The sequence below is a fragment of the Haloplanus aerogenes genome (assembly GCF_003856835.1).
In the GTDB taxonomy this organism is placed as follows: Archaea; Halobacteriota; Halobacteria; order Halobacteriales; family Haloferacaceae; genus Haloplanus; species Haloplanus aerogenes.
Map to the genome: position 1 here is coordinate 571,180 of NZ_CP034145.1, position 15,076 is coordinate 586,255.

Sequence of the window (15,076 nt, forward strand, 5' to 3'; positions counted from 1 at the left end):
GCAGGGTGACCATGCGCCAGTTCGTCGTCGTCGGTCACGACGCCCCCACGACGCCCGACTTCGCCCTCGACGACCTCGCGGGCGCAGCCGGGCGCCTCGACGTGCTCTGTCGGTGTGTCAACTCCGCCTTCTTCCTCTCGCACGCCATCCGCGAGGACGTGCGCGCCCACCTCGTCCTCGCCGACGAGTTCACGGTCACGTTCGAGGGGAGCGACCTCCGCCGGCTCAACCCCGACGAGCGGAGTACGGCGGCGCTGATCCGCAACGCCTTGGAGCGCCGCGAGGACGCTATCGGCCACCAGCCGGTCGAGTCGAGTCCCGGCGTCTCGATCCGCCGCCGCGGATTCGAGGCGACTGTCGACGCGCTGGACGGCACGCTCGTCCACCTTCACGAGGACGGCACCCCCGTCGTCGACACCGAACCGCCGGTCGACCCCGTCTTCGTCCTCTCCGATCACCACGACTTTACGGCCGCCGAGGCCGACCTGCTGGCCGAACGAGCCGACGCGCGCGTCCGTCTCGGGCCGACGGCGCTCCACGCCGACCACGCTATCGTCGTCGCGCACAACTACCTCGACACCGAGGGGTTTCGGTCCTACTGAAGCCCGGGAATCACAACTGTTAAACTCGGCGCTGGCGTTCGTTCGACTGCGGGCCGGTGGGGTAGCTTGGTATCCTTCGGCCTTCGGGTGGCCGTAACCACGATTCAAATTCGTGCCGGCCCATTTTCCCCACTTTCGAACCGACGAGCGGAGCGAGCGAAGTGAGCGACGGCTCTCGGGTGGTCGTAAGTACCATACGCCGACGACCGGTATCGTGCGTCGATGGCCACTTGCAGTTTCTGCGACGCTCACGCCGAGCACCTCATACGGTGCAATTACTGTGAACGGCGCCACTGCTCCGAACACCGTCTCCCGGAGAATCACGACTGTCCTGATAGGCCGACTATACTGAGTCGGGGACTCGGGGGTGACGGTCCGTCGATAGATGATCGTCGAGGAACGTGGACGAAGCGGATCGAACGGGTCCGTGAGAAAGAGACTTCACGGGATAACCCGCCGACCGCCGAGTATCGGCAGGCACGACGGGAGCACGAAGACGACGATACGGACACGACGAACGTGCTAACGTGCCCGAACTGCGGTGCATCTACGGATCGCATTCTCGATTGCGGCGACTGTGGCCAGTCGGTCTGTCCGGCATGCCGAACGGCCGACGACCACGACTGTGTCGCCACTACCGAGGACACCGACGACGAATCGGACTCGACACCCGTTCGAGAGTCGTTTTTCGGGCGATTATTGGATCTTCTCGGTCGATAGTCTTCGGCATCCTGCTCGGTGGTCTCGCTCTCGGCTGGTGCGGCCGCCGTGTGGGAGTCACTCGGCCCGTCCGGAACAGCCTTTAACCGTTCACCCCCCTACCCTCAGACGTGGACGCTCCGTTCGAGGTTCTGGGGGTCGACCCTGACGCCGACGACGCCGAAATCGATCAGGCCTATCGCCGCCGCATCATGGAGACGCACCCGGATCAGGGCGGGTCGGCGCGCGCCTTCCAGCGAGTCAAGACGGCGTACGAACGCATCGTGGCGATGCGGAACGGCGAAGCCGCCATCGACCGAGACGCCGCCGACGAGGCGGACCACCACCACGACGCCGGCGCTCGGGTCGAGTATCTCAACTACGAAGTGATCGACGACCGCGGGTGGTCGCTCGACGACGACGACCTGTTCGCGACGGCCGCGGATGCGGGTCTCGACCCGCAGGATTACGGCGAGTTCTTGGTCGAACCCGGCGAGACGCTGCTCGAAGCGGCCGAAAACAGGGGCTTCGCGTGGCCCTACGCCTGCCGCGGCGGGGCGTGTGCGAACTGTGCCGTCGCGGTCGTCGAGGGCGAGATGACGATGCCTATCGATCACGTCCTCTCCACGGAGATGACTGAGCGTGGCATCCACCTCTCCTGTATCGGCGCTCCGGCGACGGCCGAGATGCAGGTCGTCTACAACGTCAAACACATGCCGGAACTCGACGAACTCCGGCTACCGGCGTACCGGTTCGAGCGGACGCAGTCAGTCGATTAGCGTCGTCGACGGCCGTACAGTGCCAGCGTGCCGAGCGCCAGCACTGCGCCCACGATGCCGAAGCCGGGGCCGTCACCGGCCGTGGTGGTCGGTGTGGCGGTTGGGGTGGTCGTGGGCATCGCCGTCGGTTCGGGCGTGGCTGTCGGCGTCGCGGTGGCCGTCGCCGTCGGTTCGGGTGTCGCCGTCGGTGTCACCGCCGCTGTCGGACTGGCGGTCGGCATCGGCGTGGCGGTCGGGGTCGCCGTCGGGGTGGGCGTCGCACCCCGCACGCGCACCGTCGCGGTTCGGGTGCCGGCCTCGATGTTGCTCCCGGTTGCGGTGACCGTGTACCGTCCCGGCGTGGGTTCGAGATCGACGGTGACGCGCTGACCGCTCTCCGTGATCCGCGTGGTGGCGACTTCCTCGCCGGACGGCCCGACGACGGAGACGTTGAGCCGATCCGCCTCTTCGAAGTTGTAGCGGGCGAGGATCGTCAGTCGGTCCAAGTTCTCCGGATCGACGCTCCCGCCGCCGACGCTCTGTGATCGCTCGTCACGGAGTTCGAGCGTCGATACTTCCGGCCGCGTGACGCGGAGGTCCGCCCGCACGTCGCTGTCGTTCTCGGCGTAGTACGCGCCGGGAGCGACGCCGTCGAAGTCGGCGTTCGTCGAATCGACCGTGAACGACGCGCCTCCTCCGACGGTGGTGAAGGTCGTCGGACCGGTGCCGACGGTTCCGCCGCCGGACAGTCGCGCCGCCGAGATGTTCAGCGTCTCGCTCACATACACCTGTACTGGTGGGGCGGTGTCCGCCGGTCTGTCGCGTGGTTCGCTCACGGCAACCGCGGGGAGGGCAACCGCGCCGACGAGGAGGGCGACGAGGAGGGCGACCGTGAGACCGTTCGTGTATCGTGTCACTGAACTATTATTGGGCGAACGAACACATAAATATAGACCCCGTAACCCCGTGGTCGCGTCCGGTACGCGACGATTAGTGGGGGGAAGGTTCCTACTGCCGGTTGTGAGTCGACCGAGAGCGTCGCTACTCCGCGGGTAGCGACGCTCTCGAAACAGTCGCAGCCGACAGTATAAATAGGTGGAGCGGAAATCCGGGGGTATGAATTGCCCGCAGTGTGGCGGCACGCTCGCCACGTACACCCTGGACGGCGAGGAGGCGTCCGTCTGTGAGGACTGCGGCTACGTCGGCATCGCGGCCGAACACCGGGGTGAGCCCCGGACGATCGAGTCGTGGGACGATGCCCTCCGCCGATTTTACCGCGCCCACGGGAGCGACGGAGCCCCGAGCGTCGACCTCAAGCCCCCGCTCTCCCGACCTGCGACCGGATCGACCGAGGAGGGCGAGTCGTGGGACGACGCACTTCGTCGGTTCCACGCCCGGCAGACGGCCGACGTAGCGGAGTCGGACGAGGTGACGGCGGACGAATCGGCCGAGGCGGCAGACGAGGCGGCCGAGGGCTCGGACGACGAGACAGAAGGGACGGAGACGATGGACGGGGCCGAGAGCGAGAATGAGGCCGACGGCGCCGATAGCGCTGCGGGCGAGAGAGACGAAGATGTCGATGCTGACGCGGTGGGCGAGGACGACACTGCGGACGAGGATGTCGAAGCCGACGCCACGGACGAGACCGAGGACGAAAGCGAGGGCGTCGAAGCCGACGCCGGCGGTCGCTGACGGCCGTCGAGACGGGCTTGGAAATTAAGCGAGCGCGGGGCCGCCATACGGATCGCTGGAAGTCAGTGCCGGTGAGTCGCCCGCTTGGCGACGGGTCGTATCAGTCCTCTGCGGGCGACTCCTGTGCCTGCCGGTTTCCGCCGCTCTCCTGTTCGTCCTGTTCTTCGTCGGATCGCGCGGCCACGAGGGCGCCGCGGGCGACGCTGTACAGGGGTTCTTCGACGCTCTTGACCTCGCTGATCGAGAACGGAATCGAGGCGTCGCGGAGGTGGTCTTCGAACAGTTTCTCGAAGCCGCGGGGGCTGGAGGTGCCGCCGGTGACGACGACGGGCACGTCCAGATCCTCCTCCACGTCCTCCTCGTCGACTTCGCGGGCGATGTTCTCGATGACGTAGTCGAGGAGGTTCTCGTAGTAGATGGCGAGTGCACCCTCGACGCCGCCCACGTCGGTGCGGAAGTCGAGTTCGAAGTCGTCTTCCTTGATCGAGGTGACCTTGTCGACCGGCGTCCCGGTGGCCTGTGCGGCCTGCTCGTCGATCCAGTCGCCACCGCGGGCGATGGAGAACTTCATGACGGGCACGGCGTAGTACGACAGGCAGACGTTGGTCATGCCTGCACCGAAGGAGACGCCGAGGCCGGTGAAGTTGTGGTTGGCGAGTTCGGAGTAGATGACGGCCATCCCCTCGTTGATCGGTTCCGTCTCGTAGCCCATGTCGCCGAGCATCGACTCCAGCGTCTTCTCGTGATAGAGAGTGGAAAGGTCGGAGTCGATGGGGTCGGCGGGCGAGGAGAAGTAGAGACGCTCGCCGGGGTGGTTCGGCTGGCCCACCACCTGTTCGGTGATGAGCTTGATCATCGGAATCGCCGAGGACTCCTCGGAGGAGAGGATGCCGTGTTGCATCGGGCGACGCGTTTCCTCGTTGAAAATGTTCGCGAAGTTGAGGGCGTCGTCACCGACGACGTACACCTTGTCGTCCTTCCGGATGTGGAGGACGTCGCTCCGCGAGAGCATCTGCTCTGCCATGTCGGAGTACTCGATTTCGACGAAGGAGTTGCGCTGCTGGACGAAAACCGTCTCCGCGCCCTCCTGCTGTGCCGAGATGAGGTTCATGGTGCCGACGTCTAGGCCTTTTGCCATACGCGTGTGATGCCCCGTCGCCATCATAAACGTTCGCCAAAGTGTCCGACCGCTTACCTAGGTCTGACGGGCGTCAGACGGTCGAAAACGGCGAATTACGGAATCGGGAGACGGAGGCGTGAGATGGCCGATGTCAGGACGAAAAGAGTTTCTTCGCGCGGTCGACGAGTCCGCCGTCGTCGTCTTCGGTCGCTATCTCCTCGGCCTCCTGTTGCTTTCGGAGTTCCGTCAGCGCCGCCGTCTGGTCGTCGACGCCGGACGAGGAGTCCGTCTCGCGCTCCCGGCCTTGCAGTTTCCGCAGGTTCGACAGCGCGTCGTCGACGTTGCTTCCCGAGGAACGGACGGTCGTCGCCTCCGCGTTCTCGAACGCCTCGCGGTCTACCTCCACGTCGCTCGGCGTGTTGAGTTCGAGGCGCTTGGTGTTTTTCCGGTTGACGCCACCCCACGAGAGGTCGGCGTCCGCCATCGCCTCGTCGATGTCGCGGCGCACCTGTTCGTCGGAGACCGTTTCGCCCGTCTCACCCGTCCCGCTCGCCTCGCTCGTCTCCGCGCGCACCTCGGCCGCGCGCTCGCCCGGCGTGGCGCGTTCGACCTGGTGGCCGACCAGCGCTGCGCCCGTCGCGCCGACGACGGCGACGAGGCCGACGGCGTAGATGGCGACCCCCTGCGCGCTGTAATCGGGCGTGCGCGCCACGTTCCAGTTCATCGGGTACGTGGCGACGAACAGGCCGACGGCGACGAGACACACCGCCAGCCCACCGAGCGAGACGTACGTCATCCGCTGATCGCCGGGGAGGAGGACGACCATCCCGAGCAGGATGACCGGCAACCCGACGCTGGCACACACCATCGCCACCTCGCGGATCGCCCACGCAGGCGTCCCGCCGCCGCTCGCCACGGCCGACAGCAGGAAGACGACGATCCCGATCGCACCGAGGGCGATACCGCCGAAAAAGAGCGCGAATCCGAGATACACGTCCGTCTCCGTCTCGGGGTCACCGATGTAACGCTCGTACCACTCGAAAAGTACGTTGTCGGGGGTGCCATCCAGATCCGTCATTGCGTGGGTCTACAGGCTCATCACACATGACTGTTGGCGCCCCGTCTGACGCGGGGCTGACGCCGTTAGAGACTGCTGTACGTCAACACCGGATGGATGGTGGGGCGCCTGTTATAGCAGACCTCGTATCCGAAGGCTTATGCTCGCAACTCGACACCCGACCACTAGATGCCTTCTCGGTACGGCACTGGCGACGTACTCGTCGTCCTCGGCTGTCTCTGCTTTCTCTCCACCGTCGTCGTGGGTGCGGCGCTGGCACCCACCGGCGCGACGAGCGCTACGACACCCGACGACGGCGACGACACGCCCCGAACCCTCGTCGGCGTGCAGGGTGTCGGTAGCTACGTCGCGGACGGCTCCGTCCGCCTCCTCGACGGCGACGAGGAGCAGTGGCGCGAGTCCTCGGCCTCCGTCTACTTCGACGTGACCAAGCTCGACAACGGCTCGGTGCTCGCGGGCTACATGGCCGACGGCTACGAGGACTGCGGTCCCTATCCGGCGCCGTGTCACCGTACCGGCTTCCGGATCATCGACCCCGACGCCGACCCCTCGCCCGAGGTAGTGTACGAGTGGTCGTTCCCGGTGCGTAACCGGGTCGCGAGCGAGGTTCACGACGTCGAACCCCTTCCCGGCGGCGGCTTCGTCCTCGCCGACATGGAACACGAACGGGTGCTGATCGTCGAGAACGGCGAGGTGACGTGGGAGTGGAACGCCGACGAGCGCTACGAGGTGCCCGAAGGCAAGGACCGGACGAAAATCGACTGGCTCCACATCAACGACGTGGACCGCATCGGCGAGGGTCGCTTCCTCGTCTCGGTACGCAACGCCAACCAGCTCGTCATCCTCGAACGTGGCGAGGGCGTCGTCGAGGTGATCAACGAGGACCACGACGACGCGAGCGACGACGACAGGATCGTGGGCGATCCGTCGGTCCTCTACCACCAGCACAACCCGCAGTGGCTCGGTGATGGCGCGGTCCTCGTCGCCGACAGCGAGAACCACCGCGTGGTCGAACTCCACCGGACCGACGACGGGACGTGGGAGCCCGTCTGGGTGCTCCGTGGTGCCGCCGACCAGAAGTTCAACTGGCCGCGCGATGCCGACCGCCTTCCCAACGGCAACACACTCATCACCGACACGCGCAACGCCCGCCTCGTCGAGATCAATTCCACGGGGACCGTCGTCTGGGAACACCAGTTCGACTACCGCACCCTGCCGTACGAGGCCGACCGCCTACCGCAGGGCGAACTCGTCGGCGCCCCTACCTACGGGAACACGGCGTCGGACGGCGTCACGGCCGGCGGCTACGTGCCCGTTCTCACACCCCTCCTCCGCCTCGTCAGCGCCGCTATCCGCCTCCCGCTGTGGGTCGGCGAACTCCACCTCTTCCTGACCCTCGTCTCCATCGCGCTCGTCGGTTCGGGCGTGGTGATCCGGTGGCGCGATGGCGAGAGCGCCCCTAGCAACGATTGAAAGTCGGGGCCCATCTGATCGCAGTGCAGCGTGCGATCAGATGCACAAACCGTTTCAATCGTTACTAGAGCTTTTTGACTCGCTGTCGTTGACCACCTGTATGGACGACACAGCCGACGAAACGGGCGACAGCGACGATCTCCAGTGGGCGACGACTGGCACGGCCGTCGACTACACCTGCCCCGGCTTCGACGTGCGTCGGGACGAGGTAACCCTTCCCGACGGCACCGAGACCGACTACCACTACGTCGACGAACCCGCGGCCGTCGTCGTCCTGCCCTTCACGCCCGAGGGCGACGTGGTCGTCATCGAGGAGTGGCGGCAGGCGGTCGGGCGCGTAAACCGCGGCCTGCCGGCGGGGTCGGTCGAAGACCTCGACGGCGACCTCGCAACCGCTGCCCGGCGCGAACTTCGGGAGGAGACGGGCTACGAGGCGGGGAGCGTCACCCACCTGTTCTCCGCGGAGCCGACCAACGGCATCGCCAACTCCGTCCACCACCACTTCGTCGCCCGCGACTGTACGCCGACCGGGGAACGCGACCTCGATTTCAACGAGAGCATCCGGGTCGAAACGGCCGACTACGACGCGTTACTGGCGATGGCGCTCGATGGCGACTTACGCGACGGGCGGGCGATGCACGCGCTGGCGCAGTACGAACTGCGCTTGGGTGTCGGCGCCGAACCTAGTAACGATTGAAAACTATAGCCATCGCTCGCGGCCGTGAAAAAATGAAGAAGTCGGGGGCTGATTGCCGGGTTAGTCGTCGGCCGGAGCCTGACCGCCGGAGCCGGAGACGCCCGTGCCCGGACCCGCGGTGATGTCGAGGTCTTCGAGCGTCTCGTCGGTGACGACGCCGTCGACCCAGCCACGGTGGCTGTAGTACTCCTCTTTCATCTCGGCGAGTTCGCAGAGTTCACCCTCGGAGCCGCGCTGGCCGGGGATGGCTTCCTCGTCGCCTTCGACGAAGCGACCCGGGAGCGAGTCGTCGGAGCCGTCGAAGCCGGCGAGGTTGTTGAAGTAGCGTTCGAGGTTGTACACGCGCTCACCGGCCGTCATGAGCTCGTTCTCCGAGAGGTCACGGCCGGTCATGCCGTTGTACTGCTTGATGTACTCCTCGATGCCTTCCGCGAACGCGTTGAACTTGCAGATGTCGAACGAGTCGGAGATGGCGTGCAGGTCCTGGAAGGTTGCACACAGCTCGCCTTTGCCCTCCCACTCGTAGGGATCGACCTTCTCCGGGATGCCGAGAATCTCGGCAGCCGGCGTGTAGCCGCGCAGGTGGCAGGCGCCACGGTTCGAGGTGGCGTAGCCGATGCCCATACCCTTCATGCAGCGCGGGTCGTAGGCGGCGATGGTCTGGCCCTTGACGTCGAGCCGGCAGTCGTGGGCGTCCTTCTCCTCGGCCATGCGTTCCGCGCCCATGGCGAGCAGGTCGCCGAGGTCGCTGGAGCGCTTGCCGGTCTCCTCGATGAGGTCGATCATGTGCTCCTCGTCGCCCCAGTCGATGCCGGCGTCGAGTTTGCCCTTGTCGGTCATCTCCATCGCCATGGCGAAGAGGTTCCCCATGTCGATGGTGTCGAGACCCATGTCGTTACAGCGGTCGATCATGACCGCGATGGAGTCGCGGTCGTCGTTGCTGGAGTTGGTGCCGAGGGCCCACGCACTCTCGTACTCGTAGGACTCCATCCGGACGTTCATGTCCTGGCCCTTGTGCTTGTAGTTGACCTCGACTTCCTTCTTACAGGCGACGGGGCAGGAGTGACAGGTGGGCTCGTCGACGAGGATGTTCTCGCGAACGTTCTCGCCGCTGATCTTCTCGGCCTCGACGTCCGTGCCTTCGGCCTCGTTCATCGCGAAGGAGGACGTGTACTGCCCGTTCTTCGTCGGGTGACCGTCCATCTCCTCCGTGATGTTCATCAGGACGTTCGTACCGTACATCGAGAGCGCGCCCTCGTTGGGCGCGGTGACATCGGACTCCTGAATGACCTGCATCGCCTGCCGGGCACCCTCGCCGAACGTGTCGGAGTCCGCGGGCTTGGGCATCTTCGTGCCGGATTTGACGACGACGGCCTTCAGGCCCTTGTTGCCCATCACACAGCCGGTACCGCCACGGCCGGAGGCACGGTCGTCCTCGTTGATGATGCAGGCGTGACGGGCCTCGTTCTCGCCACCGGGACCGATGGCCATGATGGAGAGGTTCTTGCCGTAGGACCCCTCGACTTCCTCCTCAACGATCTCTCGGGTCTCGTGCGTACCCTTGCCCCACAGGTGGGAGGCGTCACGGAGTTCGACCTCGCCGTCCTCGACGACGGCGTAGACCGGATCCTCGCTCTGGCCTTCGAAGACCAGGCCGTCGAAGCCGGACCATTTGAGTCGGGCGCCGGACCAACCGCCGTGGTGGGAGTCGGTGACCGTCCCCGTGAGCGGGGACTTGGTACAGATGGCGATCCGACCGCTCATGACGGCCTGCGATCCCGTGAGCGGGCCGTTCATGAACACGAGCCGGTTGTCCGGCCCGAGCGGGTCGACATCCGGCCCGGCGTCGAAGACGTATTTCACGCCGAGGCCGCGTCCGCCGATGTATTTCTTCGCGTCCTCGTCGTCGACGCCCTGATAGGAGACGTCGCCCGAACCGAGGTCCACGTGCGCTACGTGATCTCTGAATCCGCCTAAGTCTGTCATGGTAACGTACGTTAGTTTATTACACCTCCATGCTGTTAGTCGTTGCTTCGGGGATGTAATTGTATCCGGTTACGTGGTTGGCTGAGGGGGCCGCCGTGTGGTGAAAATCTGTCACGAATCACCGGATAATTCCCGACAATTCGGGCCGCTGTGCCGCCCGCCTCGATCCGCCGAAATCGAGGTTGAGCGGCGCCAGCCGGCAGGCCGACCCCGAAGCCGCTTTACGCGTCGGTCGGCTACCCCCGGCAATGAGCGAGCCGAGCCCCGAAGTGTACGAACAGGGGAAGGGCATGGACGCCCACAATCAGGTGATGCGGGAGATTCGCTCCCGCAAGGAGAAACACTACGATCCGCACGAGCCGACGCGGGTGTGGCTCGACGAGGATCGGACACCGGACGGCGTCTACCAGTCGCTCACGATCATCTTGAACACCGGTGGCTGTCGCTGGGCGCGGGCCGGCGGCTGTACCATGTGTGGTTACGTTGCCGAATCCGTCGAGGGTGGATCGGTCCCTCACGACGCTCTCATGGATCAGATCGACGCCTGCCTCGACCACGAACGCGAGAACGCCGACGAGCCGTCGGGCCTGATCAAGATCTACACCTCCGGCTCCTTCCTCGACGAGCGTGAAGTCGGCGCCGAGACCCGGGCCGCCATCGCCGAGACGTTCGCCGACCGCGACCGCATCGTCGTCGAGTCGCTTCCCGACTTCGTCGATCGCGAGAAACTCGCGGACTTCACGGATCGCGGCCTCGCGACCGACGTGGCGGTGGGCCTCGAAACCGCGACCGACCGCGTCCGCCACGACTGCGTGAACAAGTACTTCGACTTCGAGGATTTCGTCGCGGCGACGGAGGAAGCCGAGGCCGCCGGCGCCGGCGTCAAGGCCTACCTCCTCATGAAGCCCCCGTTCCTCACGGAATCCGAAGCGGTGGAGGATATGGTCGACTCCGTCCGTCGGTGCGCCGAGTACTGCCACACCGTCTCGATGAACCCCTGTAACGTCCAGCGGTACACGATGGTCGACGAACTCTACTTCCAGGGTGGCTACCGGCCGCCGTGGCTCTGGTCGGTCGCGGACGTCCTCGAACGCACGGCCGACGCCGACGCCATCGTCGTCTCCGACCCCGTCGGCGGCGGGAGCGACCGCGGCCCGCACAACTGCGGCGAGTGCGACGAGCGGGTCGAACGCGCGATCAAGGATTTCAGCCTTCGACAGGACCCTTCGGTGTTCGAGCAGGTGTCGTGTGACTGCGAGGCGACGTGGGAGACGGTCGTCGAGACGGAGACGGGGTACGCGATGCCGCTGGCGCGGTGACCCTTCGGAGCTATAGTAGCGTTTGGAACTGCTCACACACCTGATCGCCAGACGACGTGCGATCAGGTGTGCGATGACTTACAAACGCTACTATAGCGCTCCTCCCTCGTGCGGATAGCCCCGATTATTTCCGCTACAACAGATTCTTTGACTGTTAGACAGCCAGATGGTCCAGATCGATGGTAGACGAAACAGTTGGCACGCCGAGAAATTCGGCACCGGATGTCGACCATACCTATACCCCCGACGAGTTCATCGACCTTCCGTCCGGGCTCACATTTACGCGTCTGCTCCTCCTCATCGTGGTGGTCGTCGTCGCGGTCGATTACCTCGTCACTGGCCTTCCGGATGGCGTGATTCCGTACAATTACCAGTTCCTCGTGGGTATCGTTTACTGTCTCTCTGCGGTCGTTGTTCTGGAGAAGATATATAATCGATACGACCGCGCTCGGTTGGAACTGGTTAGCCTCTCGGAACGCACGTCCGATGTCGTGATTGTCGACGAATACGAGATCAATGGTGAGCAGATCGACCGGGAGTTTCAATCGTTACTTGACAAGGGTTTTCACCCCGTCGTCATCGTTGGCGGCGGCGTGGTCGGCGGTGCGTTCGTATACGGAGTTATGTGGGGTCTCGATGTCTTTTGGGCCTATCCATATCACTTGACAAACTACCTGTATGGCGCTGTTCATGGCCTGTATTACGGGCCGTTGGCCGTCGGGATGTATCTCATACATCGGATCTCGAACACGTATATCTCGGATATCGACATCCTAGCACCGGACGGATTGGGTGGATATCGGGCGATGGGAGACGCTCTCGTGTCGATAATCACCTATGCGATCTTTCTCGTCACGCTCGATTTCATCATCATCTCGAGCATCTCGTTTCTCGACAACCCGATTTTCCGCGGGGTAGCGATGGTGATATACGCTGCTATGCTTGGCTTTTTCCTGCTTCTTACTCTCTACGCAACCATCGCCATTCGAAGGCGGTTACTGGACATCCAAGAGCGGAAGATCGATATAATGCGCGAGTATTTCAACGAGACGGAGACTACATTCTGGCGCAAACAGGCTGAAGGAATCAACTCGGAAGCTGAAGCCTCCGAAATCATGACAATGTATACGATGTTTGACCATCTCAATCAGATGGCGCTATGGCCGTTGAACCTCTACTCGTTCGCGAAACTCGCTATCAGTCTCGGGAGTTCGCTGTTTGTTTTCGCGCTCGACTACGGTATTCTCTCTCTTCCCTTTTGATTCTTCGACGCCCTCCGCGACACGCTCCCGGAGCGCGAGTCGGCGGCCGACCGCCGGTTCCGGCAGGCCCAGTGCCGGACCAATCAGGCGATTGCGGCCGAGAAGCTTTAGAGCGCTCGTCTATGGTGTCGTTAGCGCCCGACAGGGCCATCCTGTGATCCGCTACGGTCTCGTTACCGACGAGGTATGCGACTCATACACATGATCGGTGGCGACGTACGCGATAGCATCCACTCATGACTCGTATCGACGTTCACAGTTCCGACCTGAACTGCACGGCGTTTCGCCACCCCGACGGGTGGTTCGAAATCCGCGAGAACGGCAACGGCGACGGCTGGATACGCACCTGCTCGCCGGTGTGGATCGAGATGTAGTTTAGACTTCGGCCAGCGCCGCCTCGAAGCCCCGCAGGACTCCCGCGCCATCCGTCCCGTCGAGGTCCGGTAGCGTCGCCCGCTCGGGGTGGGGCATCATCACCGCGACGGTGTCGCGGTCGCCGAGGACGCCGGCGACGTTCCCGCGTGACCCGTTGGGGTTCGCCGCGTCGGTTACTTCTCCACTGGCATCGCAGTACCGAAGCAGGATACGGTCCTCGTCGACGAGGCGGTCGTACGTCTCGTCGCTCGCCTCGAAGCGCCCCTCGCCGTGGGCGATGGGGAGGGAGAGCACCTCGCCCTCGTCGTACGCCTGCGTCCACGGCGTGTCGGCGTTCTCGACGCGGACGTGGACGCGTTCACACTGGAAGCGCGCGCTCCGGTTGATGGTGAACGCGCCCGGAGTAAGCCCCGCTTCACACCCGATCTGCGCGCCGTTGCAGACGCCGAGGACGGGCATTCCCTCGCTCGCCGCCTCGCGCACCTCCTCGACGATGGGGGTGCGCGCCGCCATCACGCCCGCGCGGAGATAGTCGCCGTAGGAGAAGCCGCCGGGGAGCATGACGCCCGTCGCGTCCGCGGGCAGGCCGTCCTCGTACCAGACGCGTTCGGCGTCGATGCCGAGGTGATCGAGCGCACGCACGGAATCGCGGTCGCAGTTGCTCCCGCCGAACTGGATCACCGCGACCGTCATCGCTGTGTGACCTCGACCTCGTAGTCGTGGATGGTCGGGTTCGCGAGCAGTCGCTCGGCCATCTCGTCGGCGCGGTCGGCGGCGGCCTCCGCCGAATCCGCGTCGAGGTCGACCTCGAACCGGTCGGCCGATCGGAGATCCTCGAGTTCGAACCCGAGTCGTTCGAGCGCACGCTGGGTCGTCTCCGCCTCCGGATCGAGGACGCCCCGCTTGAGTCGCACCGTGACCGTCGCGGTGTATGCCGTCATCGCTCGACCGTCGGTGGCCGGGCGCAAAAGCCGTTTTGGAGTCCGTCTACAGGTCGCGAACCGCATCCACCGCGTCGTCGATGCTCGGCGCGTCGAACCACGCCGCGCCCGTGTAGGCGTTCGCGCCCGCGGCGTACATATCCGCCACAGCGGCGATCACGTCGGCCGGAAGCGGCTTCGGCTCCTCCTCACAGAGCGGCCGCCAGTCGGCCACGCCCTGCCGGTCCGCCTCGGCTTTCGCCTCGCTCACCGCCTCGACCCACTCGGGGTGGGTGCGCTTGTAGTACTGGCGCACCACCTCCTTCGACACCTCCTGTCCGTCGTAGGCGAAGCGGTTCTCGTCGAAGGTGCCGACCACGTCGGCCACGCGGATCTCGCCGTCGACGTAGCAACACTCGATCTTGCCGTCCTCGTGGACGAAGCCCGTCGCTTCCGCTCGCTCCGTGACGACGCGGTTCACCTCGCGCGCCAAGTTGTCGAGGGCGTCGATATCCGCGACACCCGCGATGCGGTCCGCGTCCGTGCGGTCGAGATAGCGGTCCTGCTCCTCGTACTTCGTCGAGAATTCGACGACGGGTTCGGGCAGGTCGACCGGTTCGTCGGGCCACGCGTCGTGATCGAGACCGTAGTCGCTCGGCGCCCCCCGCTTCCGGAGGCTCGACCCGACCGGCACCGTGTTGCGGAAGACGATTTCGAGCGGGATCAGGTAGTTCGACCCCGCGGTGGCGTGATAGGCGTCGTAGTCGTACGTGCCGTCCTCGAACGGCAGGTCGGGCACCTGCACGAGTTCGATGGCGAGTTCGTGTGGCGCTTCCTCGACTTCGTCGAGGGGGACGGCGTCCGGTCCCACGCCGCGGTAGTGGGTCGGTACGCCCTCGCGTTCGAGCAGTTCGAAGTTGAACGCGCCCATCGTACAGAGGCTCCGACCCTTGTCCGGGATCTGGTCGGGCATCCCTCCCCAGTCGAAGACGGAGTAGTCGTCGGTGAAATCGAAGCGTCCGCGCCCCGTCGCCGTCGCCGTGGGTTCGCGCTCGACGCGGAACTCCTTGACGCTGGTCATGGTGAGCAACGCGG

The 15,076-nt window shown here is 64.9% G+C and carries 16 protein-coding genes and 1 tRNA gene; 10 read left to right on the forward strand and 7 right to left on the reverse strand.

The features are described from left to right. Positions 1 to 11 precede the first annotated feature (11 nt). The 4 genes from trmY to fer all read left to right on the forward strand — a co-directional run bounded on the left by trmY (position 12) and on the right by fer (position 2,080). Positions 12 to 602 carry a tRNA (pseudouridine(54)-N(1))-methyltransferase TrmY gene (gene trmY / locus DU502_RS02970; RefSeq protein WP_121919854.1) on the forward strand — a complete coding sequence of 197 codons (591 nt, stop codon included), beginning with the start codon at positions 12 to 14 and terminating at the stop codon, positions 600 to 602. Between the two features lie 50 nt (positions 603 to 652). Next, a tRNA-Pro gene (locus DU502_RS02975) sits at positions 653 to 725 on the forward strand. Between the two features lie 99 nt (positions 726 to 824). Further along, positions 825 to 1,322 carry an AN1-type zinc finger domain-containing protein gene (locus DU502_RS19015; RefSeq protein WP_121919853.1) on the forward strand — a complete coding sequence of 166 codons (498 nt, stop codon included), beginning with the start codon at positions 825 to 827 and terminating at the stop codon, positions 1,320 to 1,322. Positions 1,323 to 1,432: 110 nt separating this feature from the next. Then, positions 1,433 to 2,080, forward strand: coding sequence for a ferredoxin Fer (gene fer, locus DU502_RS02985; protein WP_121919852.1), 648 nt, complete (start codon positions 1,433 to 1,435; stop codon positions 2,078 to 2,080). Here the strand turns inward: fer and DU502_RS18510 are convergent. Further along, entirely contained in the window at positions 2,077 to 2,976 is a 900-nt protein-coding gene (locus DU502_RS18510) for a PGF-CTERM sorting domain-containing protein (protein ID WP_199722681.1), read from the reverse strand. The genes fer and DU502_RS18510 overlap by 4 nt on opposite strands. 199 nt (positions 2,977 to 3,175) lie before the next feature. Here DU502_RS18510 and DU502_RS18600 point away from each other — a divergent pair, with 199 nt between their 5' ends. Further along, entirely contained in the window at positions 3,176 to 3,751 is a 576-nt protein-coding gene (locus DU502_RS18600) for a TFIIB-type zinc ribbon-containing protein (protein ID WP_121919851.1), read from the forward strand. Between the two features lie 100 nt (positions 3,752 to 3,851). Here the strand turns inward: DU502_RS18600 and DU502_RS03000 are convergent, their stop codons facing one another. Next, a complete protein-coding gene (locus DU502_RS03000) occupies positions 3,852 to 4,889 on the reverse strand; it encodes a disk-shape morphogenesis protein volactin (protein ID WP_121919850.1) in 1,038 nt (345 codons plus the stop codon). Positions 4,890 to 5,022: 133 nt separating this feature from the next. Further along, positions 5,023 to 5,949: a DUF7139 domain-containing protein gene (locus DU502_RS03005; protein WP_121919849.1), complete on the reverse strand. Its 927-nt coding sequence runs from the start codon at positions 5,947 to 5,949 to the stop codon at positions 5,023 to 5,025. 168 nt (positions 5,950 to 6,117) lie between these two features. Here DU502_RS03005 and DU502_RS03010 point away from each other — a divergent pair, with 168 nt between their 5' ends. Then, positions 6,118 to 7,422: an arylsulfotransferase family protein gene (locus DU502_RS03010; protein WP_121919848.1), complete on the forward strand. Its 1,305-nt coding sequence runs from the start codon at positions 6,118 to 6,120 to the stop codon at positions 7,420 to 7,422. A 100-nt stretch (positions 7,423 to 7,522) separates the two neighbouring features. Next, the gene (locus tag DU502_RS03015) at positions 7,523 to 8,119 is read left to right on the forward strand and encodes an NUDIX hydrolase (protein WP_121919847.1); all 597 of its coding nucleotides are present in this window, start codon (positions 7,523 to 7,525) and stop codon (positions 8,117 to 8,119) included. A gap of 60 nt (positions 8,120 to 8,179) precedes the next feature. Here the strand turns inward: DU502_RS03015 and DU502_RS03020 are convergent, their stop codons facing one another. Next, positions 8,180 to 10,105 carry an aldehyde ferredoxin oxidoreductase family protein gene (locus DU502_RS03020; RefSeq protein WP_121919846.1) on the reverse strand — a complete coding sequence of 642 codons (1,926 nt, stop codon included), beginning with the start codon at positions 10,103 to 10,105 and terminating at the stop codon, positions 8,180 to 8,182. Positions 10,106 to 10,353: 248 nt separating this feature from the next. On the opposite strand from DU502_RS03020, the gene DU502_RS03025 reads away from it, so the two are divergent. The 3 genes from DU502_RS03025 to DU502_RS18090 all read left to right on the forward strand — a co-directional run bounded on the left by DU502_RS03025 (position 10,354) and on the right by DU502_RS18090 (position 13,060). Beyond that, entirely contained in the window at positions 10,354 to 11,424 is a 1,071-nt protein-coding gene (locus tag DU502_RS03025; RefSeq protein ID WP_121919845.1) for an archaeosine biosynthesis radical SAM protein RaSEA, read from the forward strand. Between the two features lie 179 nt (positions 11,425 to 11,603). Continuing rightward, entirely contained in the window at positions 11,604 to 12,686 is a 1,083-nt protein-coding gene (locus DU502_RS03030) for a hypothetical protein (RefSeq protein WP_121919844.1), read from the forward strand. A gap of 236 nt (positions 12,687 to 12,922) precedes the next feature. Further along, a complete protein-coding gene (locus tag DU502_RS18090) occupies positions 12,923 to 13,060 on the forward strand; it encodes a hypothetical protein (protein ID WP_158601148.1) in 138 nt (45 codons plus the stop codon). 1 nt (position 13,061) lies between these two features. Here the strand turns inward: DU502_RS18090 and purQ are convergent, their stop codons facing one another. Genes purQ through DU502_RS03045 form a run of 3 tightly spaced genes read right to left on the reverse strand, consistent with a single transcriptional unit; the run spans position 13,062 to position 15,062 of the window. Continuing rightward, positions 13,062 to 13,754 (reverse strand): phosphoribosylformylglycinamidine synthase I, encoded by a 693-nt coding sequence (purQ, locus tag DU502_RS03035; RefSeq protein ID WP_121919843.1) that lies wholly within the window; start codon positions 13,752 to 13,754, stop codon positions 13,062 to 13,064. Beyond that, on the reverse strand, positions 13,751 to 14,002 hold the full coding sequence (purS, locus tag DU502_RS03040) for a phosphoribosylformylglycinamidine synthase subunit PurS (RefSeq protein ID WP_121919842.1): 252 nt from the start codon (positions 14,000 to 14,002) through the stop codon (positions 13,751 to 13,753). Before purS ends, purQ begins: the two co-directional genes overlap by 4 nt. Before the next feature lie 46 nt (positions 14,003 to 14,048). Continuing rightward, on the reverse strand, positions 14,049 to 15,062 hold the full coding sequence (locus DU502_RS03045) for a phosphoribosylaminoimidazolesuccinocarboxamide synthase (RefSeq protein WP_121920126.1): 1,014 nt from the start codon (positions 15,060 to 15,062) through the stop codon (positions 14,049 to 14,051). Positions 15,063 to 15,076: the final 14 nt, after the last annotated feature.